This window comes from Pseudomonas sp. BRM28 (assembly GCF_002939405.1).
In the GTDB taxonomy this organism is placed as follows: domain Bacteria; phylum Pseudomonadota; class Gammaproteobacteria; order Pseudomonadales; family Pseudomonadaceae; genus Aquipseudomonas; species Aquipseudomonas palmensis.
Window position 1 is genome coordinate 1,929,873 of the sequence record NZ_PEFV01000001.1, and the last position, 20,410, is coordinate 1,950,282.

Annotated in this window: 16 protein-coding genes and 2 pseudogenes; 15 read left to right on the top strand and 3 right to left on the bottom strand. The window is 62.2% G+C overall.

What is annotated here, in order from left to right:
• Positions 1 to 23: 23 nt before the first annotated feature.
• Positions 24 to 1,397, bottom strand: a complete 1,374-nt coding sequence (locus CR917_RS09330; RefSeq protein WP_043864130.1) for a TolC family outer membrane protein — start codon at positions 1,395 to 1,397, stop codon at positions 24 to 26.
• 510 nt (positions 1,398 to 1,907) lie between these two features.
• On the opposite strand from CR917_RS09330, the pseudogene CR917_RS28025 reads away from it, so the two are divergent.
• The 3 genes and pseudogenes from CR917_RS28025 to CR917_RS09340 form a co-directional block, all read left to right on the top strand.
• Positions 1,908 to 2,360, top strand: a pseudogene (locus CR917_RS28025) (retention module-containing protein); the annotation flags it as partial.
• A gap of 117 nt (positions 2,361 to 2,477) precedes the next feature.
• Positions 2,478 to 4,439, top strand: a pseudogene (locus CR917_RS09335) (Ig-like domain-containing protein); the annotation flags it as partial.
• A 53-nt stretch (positions 4,440 to 4,492) separates the two neighbouring features.
• Positions 4,493 to 5,712 (top strand): IS3 family transposase gene (locus CR917_RS09340; protein ID WP_104571780.1). Its coding sequence is split into 2 segments (ribosomal slippage): positions 4,493 to 4,841 and positions 4,841 to 5,712, totalling 1,221 coding nucleotides; the frame shifts between segments, so codons are not numbered across the junction.
• A 64-nt stretch (positions 5,713 to 5,776) separates the two neighbouring features.
• Here the strand turns inward: CR917_RS09340 and CR917_RS09345 are convergent.
• Both CR917_RS09345 and CR917_RS27270 read right to left on the bottom strand, forming a co-directional pair.
• Positions 5,777 to 8,308 (bottom strand): autotransporter outer membrane beta-barrel domain-containing protein, encoded by a 2,532-nt coding sequence (locus CR917_RS09345; RefSeq protein ID WP_104572200.1) that lies wholly within the window; start codon positions 8,306 to 8,308, stop codon positions 5,777 to 5,779.
• A gap of 139 nt (positions 8,309 to 8,447) precedes the next feature.
• Complete coding sequence (locus CR917_RS27270; protein ID WP_158255584.1) at positions 8,448 to 8,606, bottom strand: hypothetical protein; 159 nt, start codon at positions 8,604 to 8,606, stop codon at positions 8,448 to 8,450.
• Positions 8,607 to 8,665: 59 nt separating this feature from the next.
• On the opposite strand from CR917_RS27270, the gene flgB reads away from it, so the two are divergent.
• From flgB to CR917_RS09405, 12 genes are all read left to right on the top strand, one after another.
• A complete protein-coding gene (flgB, locus tag CR917_RS09350) occupies positions 8,666 to 9,073 on the top strand; it encodes a flagellar basal body rod protein FlgB (RefSeq protein WP_104572201.1) in 408 nt (135 codons plus the stop codon).
• 3 nt (positions 9,074 to 9,076) lie between these two features.
• A complete protein-coding gene (gene flgC / locus CR917_RS09355; protein WP_104572202.1) occupies positions 9,077 to 9,520 on the top strand; it encodes a flagellar basal body rod protein FlgC in 444 nt (147 codons plus the stop codon).
• A 15-nt stretch (positions 9,521 to 9,535) separates the two neighbouring features.
• Positions 9,536 to 10,240, top strand: a complete 705-nt coding sequence (flgD, locus tag CR917_RS09360; protein ID WP_104572203.1) for a flagellar hook assembly protein FlgD — start codon at positions 9,536 to 9,538, stop codon at positions 10,238 to 10,240.
• Positions 10,241 to 10,271: 31 nt separating this feature from the next.
• Positions 10,272 to 11,633 carry a flagellar hook protein FlgE gene (flgE, locus tag CR917_RS09365; RefSeq protein WP_088515594.1) on the top strand — a complete coding sequence of 454 codons (1,362 nt, stop codon included), beginning with the start codon at positions 10,272 to 10,274 and terminating at the stop codon, positions 11,631 to 11,633.
• A gap of 72 nt (positions 11,634 to 11,705) precedes the next feature.
• Positions 11,706 to 11,897 (top strand): hypothetical protein, encoded by a 192-nt coding sequence (locus CR917_RS09370; RefSeq protein ID WP_104572204.1) that lies wholly within the window; start codon positions 11,706 to 11,708, stop codon positions 11,895 to 11,897.
• Positions 11,898 to 12,089: 192 nt separating this feature from the next.
• Complete coding sequence (locus tag CR917_RS09375; protein ID WP_043861786.1) at positions 12,090 to 12,830, top strand: flagellar basal body rod protein FlgF; 741 nt, start codon at positions 12,090 to 12,092, stop codon at positions 12,828 to 12,830.
• A gap of 45 nt (positions 12,831 to 12,875) precedes the next feature.
• A complete protein-coding gene (gene flgG / locus CR917_RS09380) occupies positions 12,876 to 13,661 on the top strand; it encodes a flagellar basal-body rod protein FlgG (protein ID WP_043861787.1) in 786 nt (261 codons plus the stop codon).
• A 53-nt stretch (positions 13,662 to 13,714) separates the two neighbouring features.
• Complete coding sequence (flgH, locus tag CR917_RS09385; protein ID WP_043861788.1) at positions 13,715 to 14,410, top strand: flagellar basal body L-ring protein FlgH; 696 nt, start codon at positions 13,715 to 13,717, stop codon at positions 14,408 to 14,410.
• A gap of 12 nt (positions 14,411 to 14,422) precedes the next feature.
• Entirely contained in the window at positions 14,423 to 15,532 is a 1,110-nt protein-coding gene (locus CR917_RS09390) for a flagellar basal body P-ring protein FlgI (protein ID WP_054915656.1), read from the top strand.
• 10 nt (positions 15,533 to 15,542) lie between these two features.
• Complete coding sequence (gene flgJ, locus CR917_RS09395) at positions 15,543 to 16,748, top strand: flagellar assembly peptidoglycan hydrolase FlgJ (protein ID WP_104572205.1); 1,206 nt, start codon at positions 15,543 to 15,545, stop codon at positions 16,746 to 16,748.
• Positions 16,749 to 16,758: 10 nt separating this feature from the next.
• The gene (gene flgK / locus CR917_RS09400) at positions 16,759 to 18,798 is read left to right on the top strand and encodes a flagellar hook-associated protein FlgK (protein ID WP_104572206.1); all 2,040 of its coding nucleotides are present in this window, start codon (positions 16,759 to 16,761) and stop codon (positions 18,796 to 18,798) included.
• A 13-nt stretch (positions 18,799 to 18,811) separates the two neighbouring features.
• Positions 18,812 to 20,395, top strand: coding sequence for a flagellar hook-associated protein 3 (locus tag CR917_RS09405; RefSeq protein WP_104572207.1), 1,584 nt, complete (start codon positions 18,812 to 18,814; stop codon positions 20,393 to 20,395).
• The last annotated feature ends 15 nt before the right edge of the window (positions 20,396 to 20,410 follow it).

Here is a 20,410-nt window from a genome sequence, read left to right on the forward strand (position 1 = left end):
GCTCCTCGGGCGGTCGAACGTGTTCAACGCAGGTCCGGCAGGGTGGCGTCGCTTCTGACTTCGCTGCGTGCAATGGCCTCCGGTGGCAGCGAGATCTTCTGTTTGCTCAGCAACTCGCCCATGTTGGCCAGCACCCGGTACATCGAGAACTCCTCGGTGTAGCGCACTTCGGTGTAGCGACGGTTGGCGTTGTACAGCTCGTTCTCGCTGTCGAGCAGGTCGAGCAGGGTGCGTTGGCCCAGGCCGAACTGATCCTGGTAGGCGGCGCGCACACGGGTGGTGGTGTCGGCGTATTCGCGTGCGGTCGGGGTTTGCAGGCGCGCGTTGGTCATGGCGTTCCACGACAGCGCGAGGTTTTCGTTGAGGGTGCGCAAGGCGTTGTTGCGGATGTCCATGGCCTGGTTGATCTTGTGCGCATCCGACTGCAGGCGGGCCTTGTCGCTGCCGCCCTTGAACAGGTTGTAGCTCATCACCACGCCGGCTCGCCAATCGCTGTTGGCATGCCCGGGTTCACCGGCGATGTTGTTGTTGGCGCCGGTGGCGAGCTCTGCATCCAGGCGCGGGTAGAACGGCGACTTGGCCACTTCGTACTGTTGCTCGGCGGCCTGGATGTCGGCCTGGGCCGACTTGAGGTAAGGGTTGTTCTGCAGCATGGCCTGGCGCGCCTGGGTCAGGTCGCCGGGCATCTCGCCCTTGATCGACACCGGGGTTTCCAGCTCGTCGGGGGCACGCCCGACCACGCTGATGAAGTTGGCTTCGGCATCGGCCAGGTCGACCTGGGCGGTGTACAGATTGTTGTCGGCCAGCGCCCGGCGTGCGGTGGACTGGTCGAGGTCGGCATTGCTGCCCACGCCGCGCTCGCTGCGCAGGCCGATCTGGTCATTGACGCGCAGGTGTGCCTGCAGGTTGTTCTTGGCCAGGGTCACCAGCTCGCGGCGCTTGAGCACTTCCAGGTACACCTCGATGGCGCGCAGGGCGATGGTCTCGGAGGTGGCCTGCACGTAGTAGGCGCGTGAATTGACCACGGCCTCGGTGCGGCCCACTTCATTGGCGGTGTTGAAGCCGTCGAACAGCATCTGGCGCAGGCGCAGTTCGGACTGGGTGTAGTTCAGGGTTTCCTTGTTGTGATTGCGGCTGCCGTCGGCGTTGAAGCCGCGGGTGTTGGTGTTGTCTGAACGTTCGCGTCCGTAGCCGGCCACCAGGTCGACGGTGGGAAAGTAGCCCCCTCTGGCCACCTTCACATCCTCGTCGGCGGACAGCCGGCTGTTGATCCCGGCCTTGTTCTCCGGGTGGTAGTCCACGGCGCTCTGCACGGCTTGTGACAAGGACATGGCCTGCGCGTTGGCACAGATCATGGCGAACAGAATCGCGCTGCTGATGGGGGTCAAAACGCGCATGGATGACATCTCCCTGATTTCTTGTGGTCTCACATTCGCCAAAAAAATGACGAAAAATGGAGGTCAAACCGTTTCAGGCTTGTAACAACAGAGCTAAGAACATTTAACGGCCAACCTAAGAAGTATTTCTCATAACAGATATGCGAAAAAAAACTTATGCGCTGTGCTCAAAGCAAGACATTGTTCTCTTCAGATAGCTCGAAAACAGGCGCAGATGTTGGCCTGTCAGGGCGTCCGATAAAGTTCCTCGTTTTTTGCAGCATTGGGTATGGAGTGAGCGGAGGGGAGGTCAACGCGGCGAAATATGGCGACAAAATTTTGGCTCATGGCCGATTGCCAGATCGCAGCGTGGCTTAACCGGAGCATGGGCAGGCCGAATGCATTGATTTCGTTGAGATCGGTGCGTGCGGTCGCAAGGTTGTTCTCCGAGTCGGCCGGGCATTGCCCGCGCCAGGTTTCGCGATACCCCGGCACGTGTTTGCGAAAACCTTCGGCAATGGAGGCATGCTCATGGCTAATTTAATCGGTGTGGTCAGCAAGGTTGTCGGCCAGGTATTCGCGGTAGCGGCCGATGGCGGTCGACGTGCCCTGGTGGAAGGCGACCGCCTTTATGCCGGGGAACAACTGGAAACCGGCGCGGCCGGGGCAGTGGCGGTGCACCTGGAAAACGGTGCCGAGCTGACCCTGGGCCGTGACAGCAGCCTGCAGCTGTCTCCCGACCTGCTGGCCAACCATGCCTCGCACGTGAACGCGCCCGAGACGGTGACGCCCAGCCAGGCACAACTGACCGATGTGGAGAAACTGCAGCAGGCCATTGCGGCGGGTGCCGACCCCAGCCAGGAGGGCGAAGCTCCGGCGGCGGGCCCCGGCAACGGCGGTTCGCCAAGCGCATTGGGCGGCGGCCATTCGTTCGTGCAGCTCACCGAGGTGGGAGGGCACCTGGACCCGGTGATCGGCTTTCCGACGGCGGGTTTCAACAGCATCCCCGAGATTCCCGAACCCTGGATTGGCGCGCGGGGTGGTGACCAGGGCCCTGGCGGTTTCGTGCCGCCGGTGATCCCGCCGGTTGAGCCGCCCATCGACCACCCGGTGACACTGGACGGGCTGGAGGTGAATGGCGGTGAACTGACCGTGTACGAGAAGAACCTGGCCGATGGCTCAAGCCCCGATAATGGCGCGCTGACCCAGAGCGGCAGCTTTACCGTGCATGCCCCCGATGGCCTGCACACGCTTACCGTCGGGGGCATCAACGTGGTGATCGGCGGGGTGGTCAGTGGTTTTCCGCAATCGATCACCACAGGGCTGGGCAATACCCTCACCATCACCGGCTACAACCCCGCCACAGGCGTGGTGAGCTACAGCTACACCTTGCTCGACAACGAAGCTCATCCCGCTGGCCAGGGCATCAACAACATCGGTGAGAGCTTCAGCGTGGTGGCCATCGACAGCGATGGCAGCAAGGCCACCGGCAGCCTGGACGTGAACATTGTCGATGACGTGCCGCAGGCCAGGCCCGACAGCGCCTCGGTAGTCGAAGGCGGTACCGTCACCGGCAACGTGCTGCACAATGACAGCCTGGGCGCCGATCGACCGCCGGTCGAGCACACGGTGGTCGGTGTGCGGGCCGGCTCCGATACCTCGACATCGGCCATCGGCTCGCTGGGCGTGAACATTGCGGGTACCTACGGCACGCTGGTGCTCAACGCCAACGGCGAGGCGGTGTACAAGGCCGACCCCAACGCCGTGCCGCCAGCGGGCGCGACCGATGTGTTCACCTACACCATCCGCGATGCGGACGGTGACGAAAGCACCACGACCATCACCATCAACGTCACCGACAGCAAGCTCGTCGCCTGCCCGGACAGCGTCACGGTGTATGAAAAGGCCCTGGACCTGGTCCAGGACCCGCAAGACCTTGCGCCGGGCACAGTGGTGGGCAGCAACCCGGGCTCGGCGGGCGAGACCGCGACCGGAACGCTGGCCGGCTCGGTCGGTGGTGGCTCCGGCGCGCTGACCTTCACGCTGGTGGGCAGCAGCACCGGCGCCTACGGGCAGATCCAGATCAACGCCGACGGCAGTTACAAGTACACCCTGACGTCCGCGCCGCAGGTGGGCGGCGGCAACGACGGGGCCAATGTGGTCACCTCCGAAACCTTCACCTACAAGGCTACCGACGCGCTGGGCAACAGCGTCACCAGCACCATCGTGATCAAGATCGTGGACGATGTGCCACGGGCAGAGTCGGACAGCACCACGGTGGTGGAGGGCGGTACGGTCACCGGCAACGTATTGGACAACGACACGCTGGGTGCAGACGGCGCAGCCCAGGGCGGTGCGGTGGTGGGTGTACGGGCAGGCTCCGACACCTCGACCTCGGCCATTGGCTCGCTGGGCGTGAGCATTGCCGGTACCTACGGCACGCTGATCCTGAATGCCAATGGCGAGGCGATCTACAAGGCCGACCCCAACTCGGTAGCGCCAACCGGCGCCAAGGACGTGTTCACCTACACCATCCGCGACGCGGACGGNTGCCCGGACGATGACATCAAGGTGTACGAGCGCGGGCTGGACCTGGTGCAGGACGCCTGGGACCTGGCGCCTGGCACGGTAGAAGGCAGCGCGCCGACCAGGGCCACGGAAACCTCGGTCGGCAACCTTCAAGGCCGGGTGGGCGGGGGCTCCGGTGCCCTGACCTACAGCCTGGAAGGCAGCGCCATCGGTAACTACGGGCAGATTCAGATCAACGCCGACGGCAGCTACAAGTACACCCTGACCTCGGCGCCGCACATCGGCAACGGCAACGACGGCGCCAACGTCGTGAGCACCGAGACCTTCACCTACAAAGCCACCGATGCGCTGGGCAACAGCGTTACCAGCACCATCGTGATCCATATCGTCGACGACATGCCCATCGCCGAATCGGACAGCGCCACGGTGATGGAAGGCGGTACGGTCACCGGCAACGTGCTGCTCAACGACATCCTGGGTGCAGACGGCGCAGCCCAGGGCGGTGCGGTGGTGGGTGTACGGGCAGGCTCCGATGTCCCGTCCTGAATAAGGTTTACACCTCCCATCCCGAATTTCCGGAGAGTCAGATGGAGCAAGGTGTAAAGCGCACACAGCGTGATTACTCACTGTCTTTTAAATTGGCGGTGGTTGATCAGATTGAAAAAGGCGAACTGACCTACAAGCAGGCCCAGGTGCGGTATGGCATCCAGGGACGGTCGACGGTTCTGGTATGGTTGCGTAAGCACGGTCGGCAGGATTGGAGCCAGGGGGCCTCGATCCGCGACGAGAGGAGCTGCGCGATGTCTGACCCCAAAATGCTCACTCCAGAGCAGCGAATCAAAGAGCTTGAGCAGCAGCTTGAGCTGATGAGCCAGAAGGCCCAGTTCTTTGAAACGGTCGTTGATGTTCTGAAAAATGACTATGGTGTCTCGGTCGTAAAAAAGCGATCCGGCAAGTCCTCTCGCAAGGTCAAGTCGCAGGACTGAGCATTGCCAGGGCTTGTCAGTTTCTAGGCATCAGTCGACAGGCTTACTACAAGCGCAACCGAGCTGCTGATGGCAAAGAGCGCCAGGCAGATCGGGTGGTTCAGTTTGTTCAGCAAGTCCGGCTGCGCCAGCCCCGTCTGGGTACCCGTAAGCTGCACTATTTGCTGCATTGCCAACCTGACAAACGATTCCAGGTCGGCCGAGATAGGCTGTTTCAGGTCTTGGGAGAGCGCCGTTTGCTGGTACTGCCCAAGCGGGCATACCACAAGACAACACAGAGCTTTCATCGCTTCTACCGCCATCCCAACTTAATCAAGCCCGGTCCAAGCCAAGTCGTTCCGACAAGGCCGGAGCACGTCTGGGTTGCCGACATTACTTATCTGCCCGCACGTAACGGCCCGCTGTACCTGAGCCTGGTAACGGACGCGTACTCCAGGAAAATTGTTGGTCACCACGTCCATGAAAGCCTGCATGCCGAGTCAGTAGCGCAAGCCTTCAAGCAGGCCTTACGAAAGCGACGTCGTCGCCAGCCATTAGTCCACCATTCGGATCGAGGCATCCAATATTGCTCGGCGCTATACCAGTCACTGCACCAACGGCACGGCGTTCAGTGCTCCATGACTGATGGGTATGACTGCTACCAGAACGCGCTGGCTGAGCGAATCAACGGAATCCTCAAGATGGAGCTGCTGTTAAGCAGACCTGAAGATCTGGAGCAAGCGAGGCAGATGGTTGATGAGGCAGTGCAGATCTACAACACAGAACGGCCCCATATGGCCCTGAAAAACAAAACGCCCGATGCGGTGCATCGGGCGTTTTGAGGCCTATCGGCCTACCTGAACAGGTGTAAACCTATTTCAGGACTAGACAAGCTGCTGTCATCGATCAGAAGTCGTAACGCACCTTGGCCGAGAACACATCGGCGTCAAAGCCCGATTTGCCTATGTAGTCGTAGTTCACGCCCAGGGTCACCGCGCCCAGCTTGTAGTCGGCGCCTACGCCGGCTTCGTAGCTGTTGCGCACGGCCTTGGCGCCGCTGGTGACGAACGGGGTGCTACCCAGCAGGAAGGTCGAGGTGCTCTTGGCTTCGTCCGCCGCGAAGTCATGGTATGCCATCAGGCGAGCCTGTGGCTGCAGGGTGCCGGCGCCCAGCGGATACTCGCCGGCAACGCGCAGGCCTGCGCCCAGCTCGATGGCCTCGTAGCGCTGGTCTTCGACCTTCAGTGCAGCCGACGAACCCTTCTCGCGGTAACCGTCGATGTTCACCAGGCTGTAGCGTGCGGCAATGCGCGGCTCGACCAGCATCTGCGGGTTGATGTGATAGGTGTAGCCACCCACCACGTTCAGGCCCAGCAGGTCGCTGTCGTAATCGGCCTTGGCCGAGGTGCCGGCAATCTTGCGTTTGCTGTCGTTGTCGTTCAAGCCATAGCTCAGGCTGGCATCGACGAAGTAGTTGCCCTGCTCGAAGCCGCCGTACAGCGTGAAGGCGTGGCTGTCCACCTTGGTCTGGTTGCCGCTTTTGCCGTTGACGTCGGTGTTGATGAAGCTGTACGCCAGGCCCAGGGTCAGATTGTCGTTGAGCTTGCCGTCGGCACCCACCGCGATGCCGCGGCTGTAGGCGTTGTAGCCGGCCACGCCGTCGCGCAGGTCCTGGCTGGCATCGCTGTAGAGGGTCTGCACCCACACGCCGGTGTCCTTGAACGCTTCGCCCGAGGAGGCGCCACGCAGGCTGCTGGTACGGCTGCCGGTGACATTGCTCACCAGGTTCTGGCTGGTGGTGGCTGCCTGGGTGGCGCCGCCGTTGACTTCAGGTGTCAGTTGCTCGGCCAGCTTGGCCAGCTGGGCCTCGTCGGCATTGGCGAAGGCTTGCAGCAGCGGGTCGTTGGCGCTCAGTTTGCTCAGGATGCTGTCGCGGTTCAGGCTGCCCAGGGCCAGCTGGCTGTTGGCCGAGGCACCTTGGCCGACCAGGATCTGGTTGACTTCGTCAGCACCCTTGCCGGTGACGGTCGCGACCAGTTTGTTGCCCTGGACTTTGTAGCTGTCGACCTTGAGCAGGGCCGAGCTGCTGACCAGGTTGATGTTGCCGTCGATCTTGCCGGCTTCGATCAGGCGATAGGTATTGCCCTTGGCGTTGAAGTCACTGCCCTTGGCGGCCAGCTTGACTTGCGAGCCTTTCTCGAATTCGGCAGTGCCAGTTACCTTCAGTACCGCTGCATTCGGGTTGGTGGCCGTGCTCAGGTTCAGCCCCAGCGAGGAGTTGCCTGCTACGGTCATGCTGCCGTCCAGCACGGTATGGGGTTTTACCAGGTTCAGGTGAGCGCTTCCGGTTTCTCCGCCCACGCTCATCCAGCCACCCTGACGCAGGCGGATGTTGGCGCCGTCGTTGCCCTGGGTGCCGCTGAAGTCGACGTTGCCATAGACGTCGATGGACGTCAGATCGATCAGGTTGCCCGTCACCTTGCTGCCGTTTTGCAGGCTCAGGTAGACGGTCTTGTTGGTTTCGGATGCATCGACCGCTTCATCTTCGGAGATCAGCGTGCCGCTGTTGACGACCCACAAAGCGTCACGGTTGGCCACGTCGATGTCGAAGTTGCCGATCACGATGGCCGCATCGGTCGCCTTGATGGTGCCGGTGTTGACGATCTGGCGCTCGGCGGTGGTGAAGCTGGCGCCGTCCACACGGATGCCTTCGGCGTCATCGCCGGTGGCGATGATGGTGCCGTTGTTGACGATGCCGGCCAGGTCGACCATGTCCACATTCTGCCCGTTGAAGCTGGTAGTGACGTCGATGGCGGTAGCGCCGTTGCCGGTAACCTGGATCAGGCCGTTGTTGATCAGCTTGCCGTCGATACGGCCGCCTTCCAGGTTGATGCCCTTGGCGCTGGTGCCCTTGGCGATGATGCGGCCAGTGGTGTCATTGAGCAGGTCGCCCTTGATCGTGCCGGTGAAGTCCAGTGCACGGGCCACGTCCATTTCGCTGCCGTCGAGCAGCGGTTCGCCGGTGGCGCTGAGCAGGCCCTGGTTGATGACGCTGCCATTGATGGTGGCCGGGTCGATCATCAGGGCATTGGAGCCGCCGCCCACGGCGCTGATGCTGCCCTTGTTGATCAGGTTGCCGTCGATCTGGTTGCTGGCCCAGCTGCTGCCGTCTTCCCATGCGTCCAGGTCGATGCCGCCGGCAAAGTTGCCGCTGCTGTTGATCGTGGTGTTGAGAATCAGGTCGCCCTTGACGTGGTTGCCGTTGAATTCGATCGCGTCCTCGGCGGCACTGCCGGTGTAGGCGCCAGTGAATTCGAGGTTGCCTTCGTAGGTCTTGTGCTCGCTGATGAAGCCGGCATCGGTCAACTTGATGGTCTGGGCGCCGACAGGCAGGGCGGTGGCAGTGATTGCCAGGGCGAGCAGGGTCTTGCGAAACATCACAGGAGTCACGGTTTATTCCTTAAACACAGCGTATTGAATTCGGCGCTTGCCTGCGTGGCGTGACGGCTGTGCGGTGATAGCCAGATGCCACGTAGCGGAGCGGGACGGATCTTAGATGAGAGATAGCGAATTGACATTAAAATTTGACGCCAAAAGGGCGCAGGGTGGGGTTGCCGCTGCCAGGCAATTGCCGCTTTGCCGGTGTCTGGCGGAAATCCGTTGCCGCTTTTCTGGCATTGCCATGGCTGGCAAGCGCGGAAAAGCCCCGGCTTTGCTGGGTTTTGTGTTTTGGCACGGGACTTGCTCTATCACCGGCAACGAACCCTACGGTCAACCTTCAAAGGTTTCCCCGACATGAGCATCAGTTTCGACAAAGCGCTTGGCATTCACGAAAAGGCACTGGGCTTTCGCGCCCAGCGTGCCGAAGTGCTGGCCAACAACATCGCCAACGCCGACACGCCCAACTACAAGGCGCGCGACATGGACTTCTCGTCCGTGCTGGCGGCCGAGACCGACAAGGTCAAGAGCGGCCATTTCTCCCTCGAGCGCACCAACACCCGGCACATCGAGGCCCAAGGCCTGGCGATGGGTGACGAAACCCTGCAGTACCGCACGCCCATGCAGCCCTCGATCGACCAGAACACCGTTGACGCGCAGCTCGAGCAATCCAGCTATGCCGAGAACGCCGTGGGTTTCCAGGCCAGCTTCACGCTGCTCAACAGTAAATTCAAAGGGCTGGTGTCAGCCCTGCGCGGAGAGTAAGTCATGTCCCTTGCCAGCGTTTTCAACATTGCCGGTAGCGGCATGAGCGCGCAGACCACGCGCCTGAACACCGTTGCCTCCAACATCGCCAACGCCGAGACCGTTTCCTCGAGCATCGACCAGACCTACCGTGCCCGCCACCCGGTGTTCGCCACCACGTTCCAGCAGGCCCAGAATGGCGTCAGCCAGTCGCTGTTCCAGGACCAGGGCGAAGCCGGGCAGGGCGTTCAGGTACTGGGTGTGGTCGAAGACCAGAGCAACCTCGAGGTGCGCTATCAGCCCAACCATCCGGCGGCGAACAAGGACGGCTACGTCTACTACCCGAACGTCAACGTGGTCGAGGAAATGGCTGACATGATCTCCGCCAGCCGCTCGTTCCAGACCAACGCCGAACTGATGAACACGGCCAAAACCATGATGCAGAAGGTCCTGACCCTGGGTCAGTGATAAGGGGCGTTTTTTATGGCTGATGTAAACCTGAACGACGTCATTTCCAATTCCGGCGTCAAGAACTCCAGCAATACGAACGCGGCAAGCGGCCTGGGCGGCAAGACCGCCAACGGCCAGACCCTGGGCAAGGACGCGTTCCTTCAGCTGCTGGTTACCCAGATGCAGCACCAGAACCCGCTCGACCCGCAGGACAACAGCGAGTTCGTGGCCCAGCTGGCGCAGTTCTCCAGCCTCGAAGGCATCACCTCGCTGAACGATTCGGTCAACGCCATCACGGGGGCCATGGGTTCCTCGCAGGCGCTGCAGGCCTCCGGGCTGGTCGGTCGCTCGGTGATCACCCAGGCCGACAAGGCCGTGGTCGACACCACCAAGAGCTTCACTGGCCAGGTGGTGGTCCCGCAGTCGATCACTTCGGGCACGGTCACTGTCACCGACAAGGATGGCAAGACCATCAAGACCATCGACCTGGGCGAGCAGAAGGCCGGCAATGCCGACTTCATCTGGGACGGTACCAACGAGAAGGGCGAAAAGGTCGACCCGGGTACCTACACCTTCACGGCCAAGACCACCGTCGATGGCAAGTCGGCCGAGATGTACACCCTGCTGCCGGCCACCGTCAGCAGCGTCACCATCAGTCAGACCGGCGGCGAGCTGATGCTCAACCTCGCTGGCCTGGGCAGCGTTGCGCTGTCCAAAGTCCAAACTATCGGTATATAGAGCCGGCTAACGCGGCACAAGGAGTGGAAAGATGTCTTTCAATATCGGCCTTAGCGGTCTCTATGCAGCCAACAAGCAACTGGCTGTCACCGGCAACAACATCGCCAACGTTTCGACCACCGGCTTCAAGGCCTCGCGCGCCGAGTTCGCCGATGTGTACTCGGCCAGCAAACTGGGCGTGGGCAGCAAGACCGTCGGCAACGGCGTGCGTCTGGCTGCAGTCTCCCAGCAGTTCGGTCAGGGTGACATCAACAACACCGGCAACGTACTGGACATGGGCATCCAGGGCCAGGGCTACTTCGTCCTGAGCGACAACGGCTCGCTGAGCTACACCCGTTCCGGTGCGTTCCAGACCAACAAGGACAACTACGTGGTGACCTCGGACGGTATCCGTCTGCAAGGTTACGCGGCCGACGTCAACGGCAAGATCATCAAGGGCGTGCTGACCGACCTGAAGATCGACACCTCCGCGCTGGCGCCAAAGACCACCACGCTGATCGATCAGGGTATCAACCTGAACTCCTCGGCGCCGTCGATCCCGCTGCAGGTACTGGATGACAGCACGCCGCCGGTGCTGGTGGATAACAAGACGTTCGACCCTTCGGACGAGAGCACCTACACCAAATCGTTCCCGACCAAGATCTACGACAGTCAGGGCAACGAGCACACGATGGAGCAGTTCTATCGCAAGACCGGTGACAACCAGTGGACCACCTACACGCTGGTCGATGGTCGCAACCCGTTCGACCCTACCAGCACCAAGCCACTGTCCGGCACCATCAGCTTCAATCCTGATGGCAGTGTCAAGGCCATGACTGCCGACAATACCGGTCACCCGGCGGGCTCCGAATTCACCGTGGTCAACAACAACTTCACCATGAAAGGCTGGGTGCCGGCGTCCTACGACAAGGCCACCGACAAGTGGGCGTCCAACGGTTCGGCCGGCAATGCCGACGGCATCCGTATGAACATGACCAGCACCACGTCGTACAACACCGACACTGCCCGCATGTCCCAGGCGCAGGACGGCTATGCCACCGGCATCCTGTCCAGCCTGAGCATCGACTCCACCGGTGTGATGTTCGCCAGCTTCAGCAACCAGCAGTCCCGCGCCATCGGCCAGGTCGCGATTGCCAGCTTCGCCAACGAGCAGGGCCTGGAGCAGCTGGGTGGTACCCGCTGGAAAGAGACCTACGCCTCGGGCATCCCGGGCATCGACACGCCGAAGACCGGTACCCTGGGTTCGATCGAGTCCAACGCACTGGAAGCGTCCAACGTCAACCTGACCATGGAGCTGGTCGAGCTGATCAAGGCGCAGAGCAACTTCCAGGCGAACTCCAAGACCATCTCTACCGAAAGCACCATCATGCAGACCATCATCCAGATGACCTGATGATCGCCTGATGAAATGAGCATGGACGAACCCCTTTCTCGGAAGGGGTTCGTTGTTTCGGAGGCAGTAGAAATGAAGTGCGCACTCGCAATCGTGGGCTTCACCTTGCTGGTGGTGGCTGTGCAGGTCGGCGCCGACATGGCCGCCTGGTATCGCTGGGAAAGCCAGGCCGATGGCCGGCTCGTCTGTTCGCAGGTTTCGCCGGGCGAGGGTTGGCGTCGGTTTGCCGGGCCTTTCAACAATGGCGCTTGCCGTGACAACTGAGGTTTGCCGCTAGCGGCAAGCTGGCGCCGTATTTTCGACGGTGCATCGCACGCGCAGGCGCTGGCCTGTGCTCCAGCCCCCGCATTGACGGGGCTTTACCCCTGTTTTGCAGAGTTGGTTTGAAACTTGCTTGAGTGACCGGCAAAGCAGCGGTGAACGGCAAGTGTTCGCCAGCGCAGCGGAGGATGATCTGTGGACAAGATGCTTTACGTGGCCATGACCGGTGCCAGCCAGAACGCACTGGCGCAACGGGCGCATGCCAACAACCTGGCGAACATTTCCACCAGCGGCTTTCAGCGCGACCTGGAGCAGGCGCGCTCGATGCCGGTGTTTGGTGACAGCTTTCCGGCGCGTGCCTATGCCATGACCGAACGTCCTGCCACCGATTTCAGCCCCGGTGCCATGCAGGAGACCGGCCGCGACCTGGACATCGCCATTGGTGGCGACGGCTTCATCGCCGTGCAGGCCCCGGATGGCAGCGAAGCCTACGTGCGTACCGCCAGCCTCAACATCGATGCCCTGGGCGTGCTGCGCGCGGGCAACGGCATGCCGGTGATGGGCAATGGTGGCCCGATTGCCGTGCCGCCCGAGCAGAAGGTCGAGATCGGCCAGGACGGCACCATCAGCATTCGCGCCATGGGTGAAGGCCCGCGGGTGATGGCCGAGGTCGATCGCATCAAGCTGGTCAACCCCGACGTCAAGACCCTCAACAAGGGCCTGGACGGCATGATCCACACCAAGAGCGGCCAGCCTGCCGATGCCGATGCCAACGTGCAGGTGGTGTCCGGTTTTCTGGAAGCCAGCAACGTCAACGCCGTCGAGGAAATGACCTCGGTGCTGGCGCTGTCCCGCCAATTCGAACTGCACGTCAAGATGATGACCACGGCCAAGGAAGGCGACGAAGCCATGGCTCGGGTTTTGCAAATCGGCTAATTACACAGACGTAGCGCCGTAAAACAGGCGCACGAGGAGAACAGCATGCTTCCGGCTCTTTGGGTCAGTAAAACCGGTTTGTCCGCCCAGGACACCAACCTGACCACCATTTCCAACAACCTGGCCAACGTCTCGACCACCGGCTTCAAGCGTGATCGTGCCGAGTTCCAGGACCTGCTCTACCAGATCAAGCGCCAGCCAGGTGCACAGTCGACCCAGGACAGCGAGCTGCCATCGGGTCTGCAGGTGGGTACTGGTGTGCGCATCGTCGGCACCCAGAAAAACTTCAGCACCGGCAGCCTGCAAACCACCGAGAACCCGCTGGACATGGCCATCAACGGTCGCGGCTTCTTCCAGGTACTGCAGCCAGACGGCACCGTTTCGTACAGCCGTGACGGTACCTTCCACCTGAACTCCGATGGCCAGGTGGTCACCGCCAACGGTTTCGCCCTCGAGCCTGCCGTGGTCGTGCCGCCAGACGCGCAGACCTTCACCGTGGGCCAGGACGGCACCGTATCGATCACCACCGCCGGCAACCCGGCCGCGCAGATCATCGGCAACATCCAGACCGCCGACTTCATCAACCCGGCCGGCCTGCAGGCGATGGGCAACAACCTGTTCCTGGAAACCGCCGCCAGCGGTGCGCCGCAGATCGGCACGCCGGGCCTGAACGGCTTCGGTACCACCCTGCAGCAGACCCTGGAAAACTCCAACGTCAGCACCGTGGAAGAGCTGGTCAACATGATCACCACCCAACGTGCCTACGAGATGAACTCCAAGGTGATTTCCACCGCCGACCAGATGCTCTCGTTCGTTACCCAGAACCTGTAAGTGAAGCCCCAGGGGCGCTGATGCGGCGCCTGTTACACCGTGAGGTCAGAGTCATGAGCCGTTTGTTGTCCGTATTCGCCCTGGGTGGGGTGGTGTTGCTGGCCGGTTGCGTCGCGCCGACGCCAAAGCCCAACGACCCGTACTACGCGCCTGTGTTGCCGCGTACACCCCTGCCTGCAGCGGCCAACAACGGCTCCATCTACCAGGCCGGTTTCGAGCAGAACCTGTACAGCGACCGCAAGGCGTTCCGGGTGGGCGACATCATCACCATCACGCTCAACGAGCGTACCCAGGCGAGCAAGAACGCCAACTCGCAGATCGCCAAGAACAGCAAGGCCGAGCTTGGCCTGACCTCGCTGTTCGGTGCCGGGGTCAACACCAACAATCCGTTTGGCGACGGTGACCTGAGCCTCAGCGCCGGCTACAGCGGCGACCGCGCCACCAAGGGCGACAGCAAGGCGGCCCAGGGCAATACCCTGACCGGTTCGATCACCGTCACCGTGGCCGACGTGCTGCCCAACGGCATCATCGCGGTACGCGGCGAGAAGTGGATGACCCTCAACACCGGCGACGAGCTGGTGCGTATTGCCGGCATGGTACGCGCCGACGACATCGCCACCGACAACACCGTGCCGTCGACCCGGGTCGCCGATGCGCGCATCACCTATTCGGGCACCGGCTCGTTTGCCGATGCCAGCCAGCCCGGTTGGCTGGACCGCTTCTTCATCAGCCCGCTTTGGCCTTTCTAGGTTCGGATGATCATGTTCAACATCAAGCAGCTGATTGCCGCGACTGTCCTGTTGTCCACCGCGTTCGGCGTACATGCCGAGCGCCTCAAGGACATCGCCAGCATTTCCGGCGTGCGTACCAACCAGTTGATCGGCTACGGCCTGGTGGTGGGGCTCAACGGCACGGGTGACCAGACTACCCAGACCCCGTTCACCCTGCAGACCTTCAACAACATGCTCTCGCAGTTCGGTATCAAGGTGCCGCCGGGCTCGGGCAACGTGCAACTGAAAAACGTCGCGGCAGTGTCGGTGCACGCCGACCTGCCGGCGTTCGCCAAGCCGGGCCAGGTGGTGGACATCACGGTGTCGTCCATCGGCAACTCCAAGAGCCTGCGCGGCGGCAGCCTGCTGATGACCCCGCTCAAGGGTATCGACGGCAACGTCTACGCCATTGCCCAGGGCAACCTGGTGGTGGGCGGCTTCGATGCCGAGGGCCGTGATGGTTCCAAGATCACCGTCAACGTGCCATCGGCCGGGCGTATTCCGGGCGGTGCATCGGTAGAGCGCTCGGTGCCGAGCGGCTTCAACCAGGGCAACAGCCTGACCCTGAACCTCAATCGCCCCGACTTCACCACCGCCAAGCGTATCGTCGACAAGGTCAACGAACTGCTCGGCCCGGGTGTGGCCCAGGCGCTGGATGGTGGCTCGGTGCGCGTCACCGCGCCCCTGGACCCGAGCCAGCGCGTCGACTACCTGTCGATCCTGGAGAATCTCGAGATCGACCCCGGCCAGGCAGTGGCCAAGGTCATCATCAACTCGCGTACCGGTACCATCGTGATCGGCCAGAACGTCAAGGTATCGCCAGCGGCGGTCACCCACGGCAGCCTGACCGTGACCATCACCGAAGACCCGATCGTCAGCCAGCCCGGCCCGTTCTCCAATGGTGAGACGGCAGTGGTGCCGCGCTCGCGGGTCAACGCCGAGCAGGAAGCCAAGCCGATGTTCAAGTTCGGGCCGGGCACCACGCTCGACGAGATCGTGCGTGCGGTCAACCAGGTGGGCGCGGCCCCCGGTGACCTGATGGCGATTCTCGAAGCCCTCAAACAGGCCGGCGCGCTGCAAGCCGACCTGATCGTGATCTGAGGGGCTGCTCATGGATATGCCTAAAAGCGGCGTCAGTGCCGCCGACAGTGGTGCCTACACCGACCTCAACCGCCTCAACTCGCTCAAGGTGGGTGATCGCGACAGCGACGCCAACCTGCGCAAGGTCGCCCAGGAATTCGAGTCGCTGTTCCTCAACGAGATGCTCAAGTCGATGCGCTCGGCCAGCGATGTGCTGGCCAAGGACAACCCGCTCAATACCGAAACCACCAAGCAGTACCAGCAGATGTACGACCAGCAGTTGGCGGTGAGCATGTCCCGCGAGGGCGGCGGCATCGGCCTGCAGGATGTGCTGATGCGCCAGCTGTCCAAGCAGAAGGCCACCAACGCTGCAGCGGCGGCCAGCAGCCCGTTCCCGCGGGTCGATCTGCAGCAGCGCAGCCTGTGGGCGACCAAGGTGGCCGAGCCACTGCGTGATGCCGCCAGCACCAGCCACCGCAACGACATGGCGGCGCTCAATTCGCGGCGTCTGGCATTGCCCGGCAAGCTCACCGATCGCCTGCTGGCCGGTATCGTGCCGTCGGCAGATGGAACGCCAGCCACCACCAATACCGCCGCGTTGCCGCAGCGCACCACGGCCATGACCGATGCGCTGGTCAAGGGCGACTGGGCCCCGGCCCAGACTTTTGCCGCGCCGGGCTCGATGCGTATCTACGGACGTGCCGTCGCGCAGCCGCCACTGGCCCCGGCCAAGCGCGCGTTCGATTCCAGCGACGAGTTCGTCACCACCATGCTGCCGATGGCCGAGCAGGCCGCCAAGCGTATCGGCATCGACCCGCGGTACCTGGTGGCACAGGCCGCCCTGGAAACCGGCTGGGGCAAATCGGTGATGCGCCAGGCCGATGGCAGCAGCAGCCACAACCTGTTCGGCATCAAGGCCACCGGCAACTGGAAAGGCGATCAGGCACGTGCGATCACCAGCGAGTTCCGTGACGGGCAGTTCGTCAAGGAAACCGCTGCGTTCCGTTCCTATGACTCCTACCAGGACAGCTTCCACGACCTGGTGAGCCTGTTGCAAAACAATGCTCGCTATAAAGATGCGGTAAATGCGGCCGATAAGCCTGAACAGTTTGTGCGAGAGCTGCAGAAGGCCGGGTATGCAACCGATCCGGACTACGCCAGCAAGATCTCGCAGATCGCAAAACAGATGAAGTCGTACGAGAGCTACGCAGCTGTCGCTACTACAACGAAACTATAAGGTTTGAATTATGGCGAGTTTGATCAATATCGGCTTATCCGGTGCCAGCGCTGCCCAATCGGGCATGCACACCACGGGTAACAACATCGCTAACGTCGATACCGCTGGTTACTCGCGCCAGCAGAACATTCAAAACTCCAAGAGTTCGATCCGCGAAGGCCAGGTGTTCATCGGCACCGGCACCACGCTGGCCGATGTGCGCCGCGTGTACAACAACTTCCTGGAAAACCAGCTGCGTACCACCAACTCGCTGAGCAGCGAGGCCAACGCCTTTCTCGACCAGGTCAGCCCCACCGACAAGCTGCTGTCGGACAAGGACACCGGTATCACCGGCGCCCTGCAGAGCTTTTTCACCGCCCTGCAGAGCGCTGGCGCCAAGCCGACCGAAGACGCCTCGCGCCAGTTGCTGCTGACCAGCGCCCAGGCACTGAGCAAGCGCTTCAACACCATCGCCGCGCAGCTCAACCAGCAGAACACCAACATCAACGGCAACCTGTCGTCGATGGCCACCCAGGTCAACAACCTGACGGCCACCATTGCCAACTACAACGACCAGATCTCCCGCGTGTCGTCATTGCAGGGCAGCCCCAACGACCTGCTCGACAAGCGCAACGAAGCGGTGCGCCAGCTCAGCAACCTGGTGGGCGTGGATGTGGTCGAGCGCGAGGGCAACCTCGACGTGTACCTCAAGAACGGCCAGTCGCTGGTGCTCGGCAAGACCACCAACACCCTCGAGACGGTGAACAGCCCGACCGACCCGACCCGTTCCAACCTGGTGCTCAACCGCGGCACCACCAAGATCGATATCACCAACAGCGTCAGCGGTGGCGAGATCGGCGGCCTGATCACCTACCGCAATGACGTGCTGGAACCGGCGCTCAACGAACTCGGCCGTGTGGCCCTGGTGGTGGCCGACCGGATCAACAGCCAGCTGGCGCAAGGTATCGACAAGAACGGTGACTTCGGCGCGACCCTGTTCAACGATATCAACAACGCCACCATGATGGCTCAGCGCAGCATCGCCAAGGCGGGCAACAACGCCGCCACCGGCAGCCTTAACGTCAACATCAAGGACACCGGCAAGCTGACCACCAGCGACTACCAGGTGACCTTTACCGACGACAACAACTACACCGTCACCCGGCTCCCGGGTGGTACTGCGATGGGCCCCTACAAGCTGGACGAAACCCCACCGCCGGTGATCGACGGCTTCACCCTGGAAATGAACGGCGGCCTGCCCAGCAAGGGCGACTCGTTCAAGATCACCCCGACCCGCGGCGCCGCGGGCAGCCTCGACACCGTGCTCACCGACCCCAAGCGCATCGCGCTGGCGGCGCCGCTGACCGGCACCAGCGGTGCAGGCAACCAGGGTACCGGCATCATCGGTCAGCCCAACCTGACTTCGATGATCGACATCTACGACTCGGCCCAGCGCATCGAGCTGCAGAACGGCCTGAAGTACTCGACGCCGGTCAAGCTGGTGTTCGGTGATGAAAGCACCAACCCGCAGACCTACAAGATCCACAACGCCCAGGGCGATGAAATCGGCAGCGGTACTATCATTCCGGGCCAGGAAAACAAGCTGCAGATCAACGTGCCGATGGTCGATGCCAGCGGCAACCCGGTGGGTACGCCACAAAAGAACATCACCTTTGAAATGACCGTGGCCGGTTCGCCCAAGCAGGGCGACAACTACACGGTGGGCATGACCGGTGCCGGCTCGGCCGACAACCGCAACGGCCAGGCGGTGATCGATCTGCAGACCAAGGCCACCGTCGACGTCGGTCCCAACGGCAAGGGCATCAGCCTGACCGATGCCTACGGCAAGCTGGTGGAGAACGTCGGCGGCAAGGCGGCCCAGGCCAAGCTCGATACCGAGGCCACCGGAGCCCTGCAGAAGTCTGCGGTAGCCGCCAGCGCTTCGGTGTCCGGCGTCGACCTGGACGAAGAAACCGGCAACCTGATCAAGTTCCAGCAGTACTACACGGCCTCCTCGCAGATCATCAAGATCGCGCAGGAAATTTTCACCACGCTGATCAACAGCCTTTAAGGAGTCGTAGATCGTGCGCATTTCCACCGCCCAGTTCTACCAGACCAGCACCTCCAACTATCAGGCTAACTTCGCCAAGGCCGTGGAGTCCCAGCAGCAGGCCAGTGACCAGTTGCGCGTACGTACCGCCGCGGACGACCCGGTCGGTGCCGCGCGCCTGCTGCAACTGGAACAGCAGAACAACCTGATCACCCAGTACAGTGGCAACATCTCCAGTGCACGCTCCAGCCTGGGCACCTCCGAGGCCACCCTCAACAGCATCACCAATGTGCTGTCGCGGGTGAAGGAGCTGGCGATCGGCGCCGGCAGCGGCAACATGACCGACAACGATCGCAAGGCCAACGAGCAGGAGTTGTCGCAGCTCGAAGAGCAACTGTTCAGTCTGATGAACAGCCGCGACGAGAACGGCAAGTACATCTTCTCGGGTTCGCGTGGTGACACCCAGCCGTTCGAACGCAATGCCGATGGCACCTACTCGTACAAGGGCGACCAGAGCACCACCAACCTGCAGGTCGGTGACATGCTCAGCGTGGCCACCAACGAGACCGGCTACGACGTGTTCCAGAAGGCGCTAAACACCAGCCGCAGCCAGACCACCATGACCGCGCCTGCCAACCCGGCCGACGTGCGTGTCAACCTGTCCAATGGCCAGGTCTCCGGCAGCTCGACCTACAACGACCTGTTCCGCAGCGGCGAGCCGTACAAGATCGAGTTCGTCAGCGCCACCGAATTCAAGATCACCGACGTCAACAACGTCGACCGTACCCTGGAAGCCACCAATGGCGGGGTCTTCAACCCGAAGGGCGGCAACACCACCATCAATTTCCGCGGCGTCGACATCCGCATGGAAGTCGGCCTGCAGGGCGACGAATTGACCGACCCCACCGCCGCTGACGACGCGGTGCGCGGGCACGAGTTCACCCTCGCTTCCAAGCCCGACGAAATCACCGGCACCCGCAGCCCCGGCAACGTGTCGCCCGACGGCCAGCTCAGCGGCCTGTCGATCGCGGACAAGGCAAAATACGACGCTGCGTTCCCCGGTGGCGGTGCGATCGTCAAGTTCACCAGCGACACCACGTTCGATGTCTATGCGCAGCCGATGACTGCCGACAGCCGTCCTGTGGGCAGCGGTGATACCACCGTCAGCCCGACCCGTGTGGCCGGCGTCGACTTCACCTTCACTGGTACTCCGAAAGATGGCGACCAGTACTCGGTGCAGGTCAACAACCACCAGAACCAGAACGTGCTCGACACCATCCATCAGTTGCGCACCGCGCTGCTGACACCTGTCGACAACGATCCGGCAGCCCGCCGCAACTTCCTCGCGTCGATGGATTCGGCTATCTCCAACCTGGCCAGTGCAGCGGACAAGATCGCCGAATCCATCAGCTCCATCGGTGGGCGCGGTGCGGCACTGGATGTGCAGGCAGAAACCAACGAAGCCTTGCAGTCGGCCAACACCATCACGCAGAACTCGATCCGTAACGCCGACCCTGCCGAGACGATGATCCGTCTCACGCTTCAGCAGAACATGCTGCAAGCCTCGCAACTGGCCTTCAGCAAGCTGGCCGCGCTCGGGCTGTTCAACCGGCTCTGATTGACCCTTTCTCGC

Excerpts from the sequence above, each read along its gene's own strand:
- flgC (WP_104572202.1), top strand. The coding sequence starts at position 9,077 with ATGTCCCTTGCCAGCGTTTTCAACATTGCCGGTAGCGGCATGAGCGCG.
- CR917_RS09390 (WP_054915656.1), top strand. The coding sequence starts at position 14,423 with ATGTTCAACATCAAGCAGCTGATTGCCGCGACTGTCCTGTTGTCCACC.
- flgH (WP_043861788.1), top strand. The coding sequence starts at position 13,715 with ATGAGCCGTTTGTTGTCCGTATTCGCCCTGGGTGGGGTGGTGTTGCTG.
- flgD (WP_104572203.1), top strand. The coding sequence starts at position 9,536 with ATGGCTGATGTAAACCTGAACGACGTCATTTCCAATTCCGGCGTCAAG.
- flgG (WP_043861787.1), top strand. The coding sequence starts at position 12,876 with ATGCTTCCGGCTCTTTGGGTCAGTAAAACCGGTTTGTCCGCCCAGGAC.
- flgB (WP_104572201.1), top strand. The coding sequence starts at position 8,666 with ATGAGCATCAGTTTCGACAAAGCGCTTGGCATTCACGAAAAGGCACTG.
- flgE (WP_088515594.1), top strand. The coding sequence starts at position 10,272 with ATGTCTTTCAATATCGGCCTTAGCGGTCTCTATGCAGCCAACAAGCAA.
- flgJ (WP_104572205.1), top strand. The coding sequence starts at position 15,543 with ATGGATATGCCTAAAAGCGGCGTCAGTGCCGCCGACAGTGGTGCCTAC.
- CR917_RS09345 (WP_104572200.1), bottom strand. The coding sequence starts at position 8,308 with ATGTTTCGCAAGACCCTGCTCGCCCTGGCAATCACTGCCACCGCCCTG.
- flgK (WP_104572206.1), top strand. The coding sequence starts at position 16,759 with ATGGCGAGTTTGATCAATATCGGCTTATCCGGTGCCAGCGCTGCCCAA.
- CR917_RS09330 (WP_043864130.1), bottom strand. The coding sequence starts at position 1,397 with ATGCGCGTTTTGACCCCCATCAGCAGCGCGATTCTGTTCGCCATGATC.
- CR917_RS09370 (WP_104572204.1), top strand. The coding sequence starts at position 11,706 with ATGAAGTGCGCACTCGCAATCGTGGGCTTCACCTTGCTGGTGGTGGCT.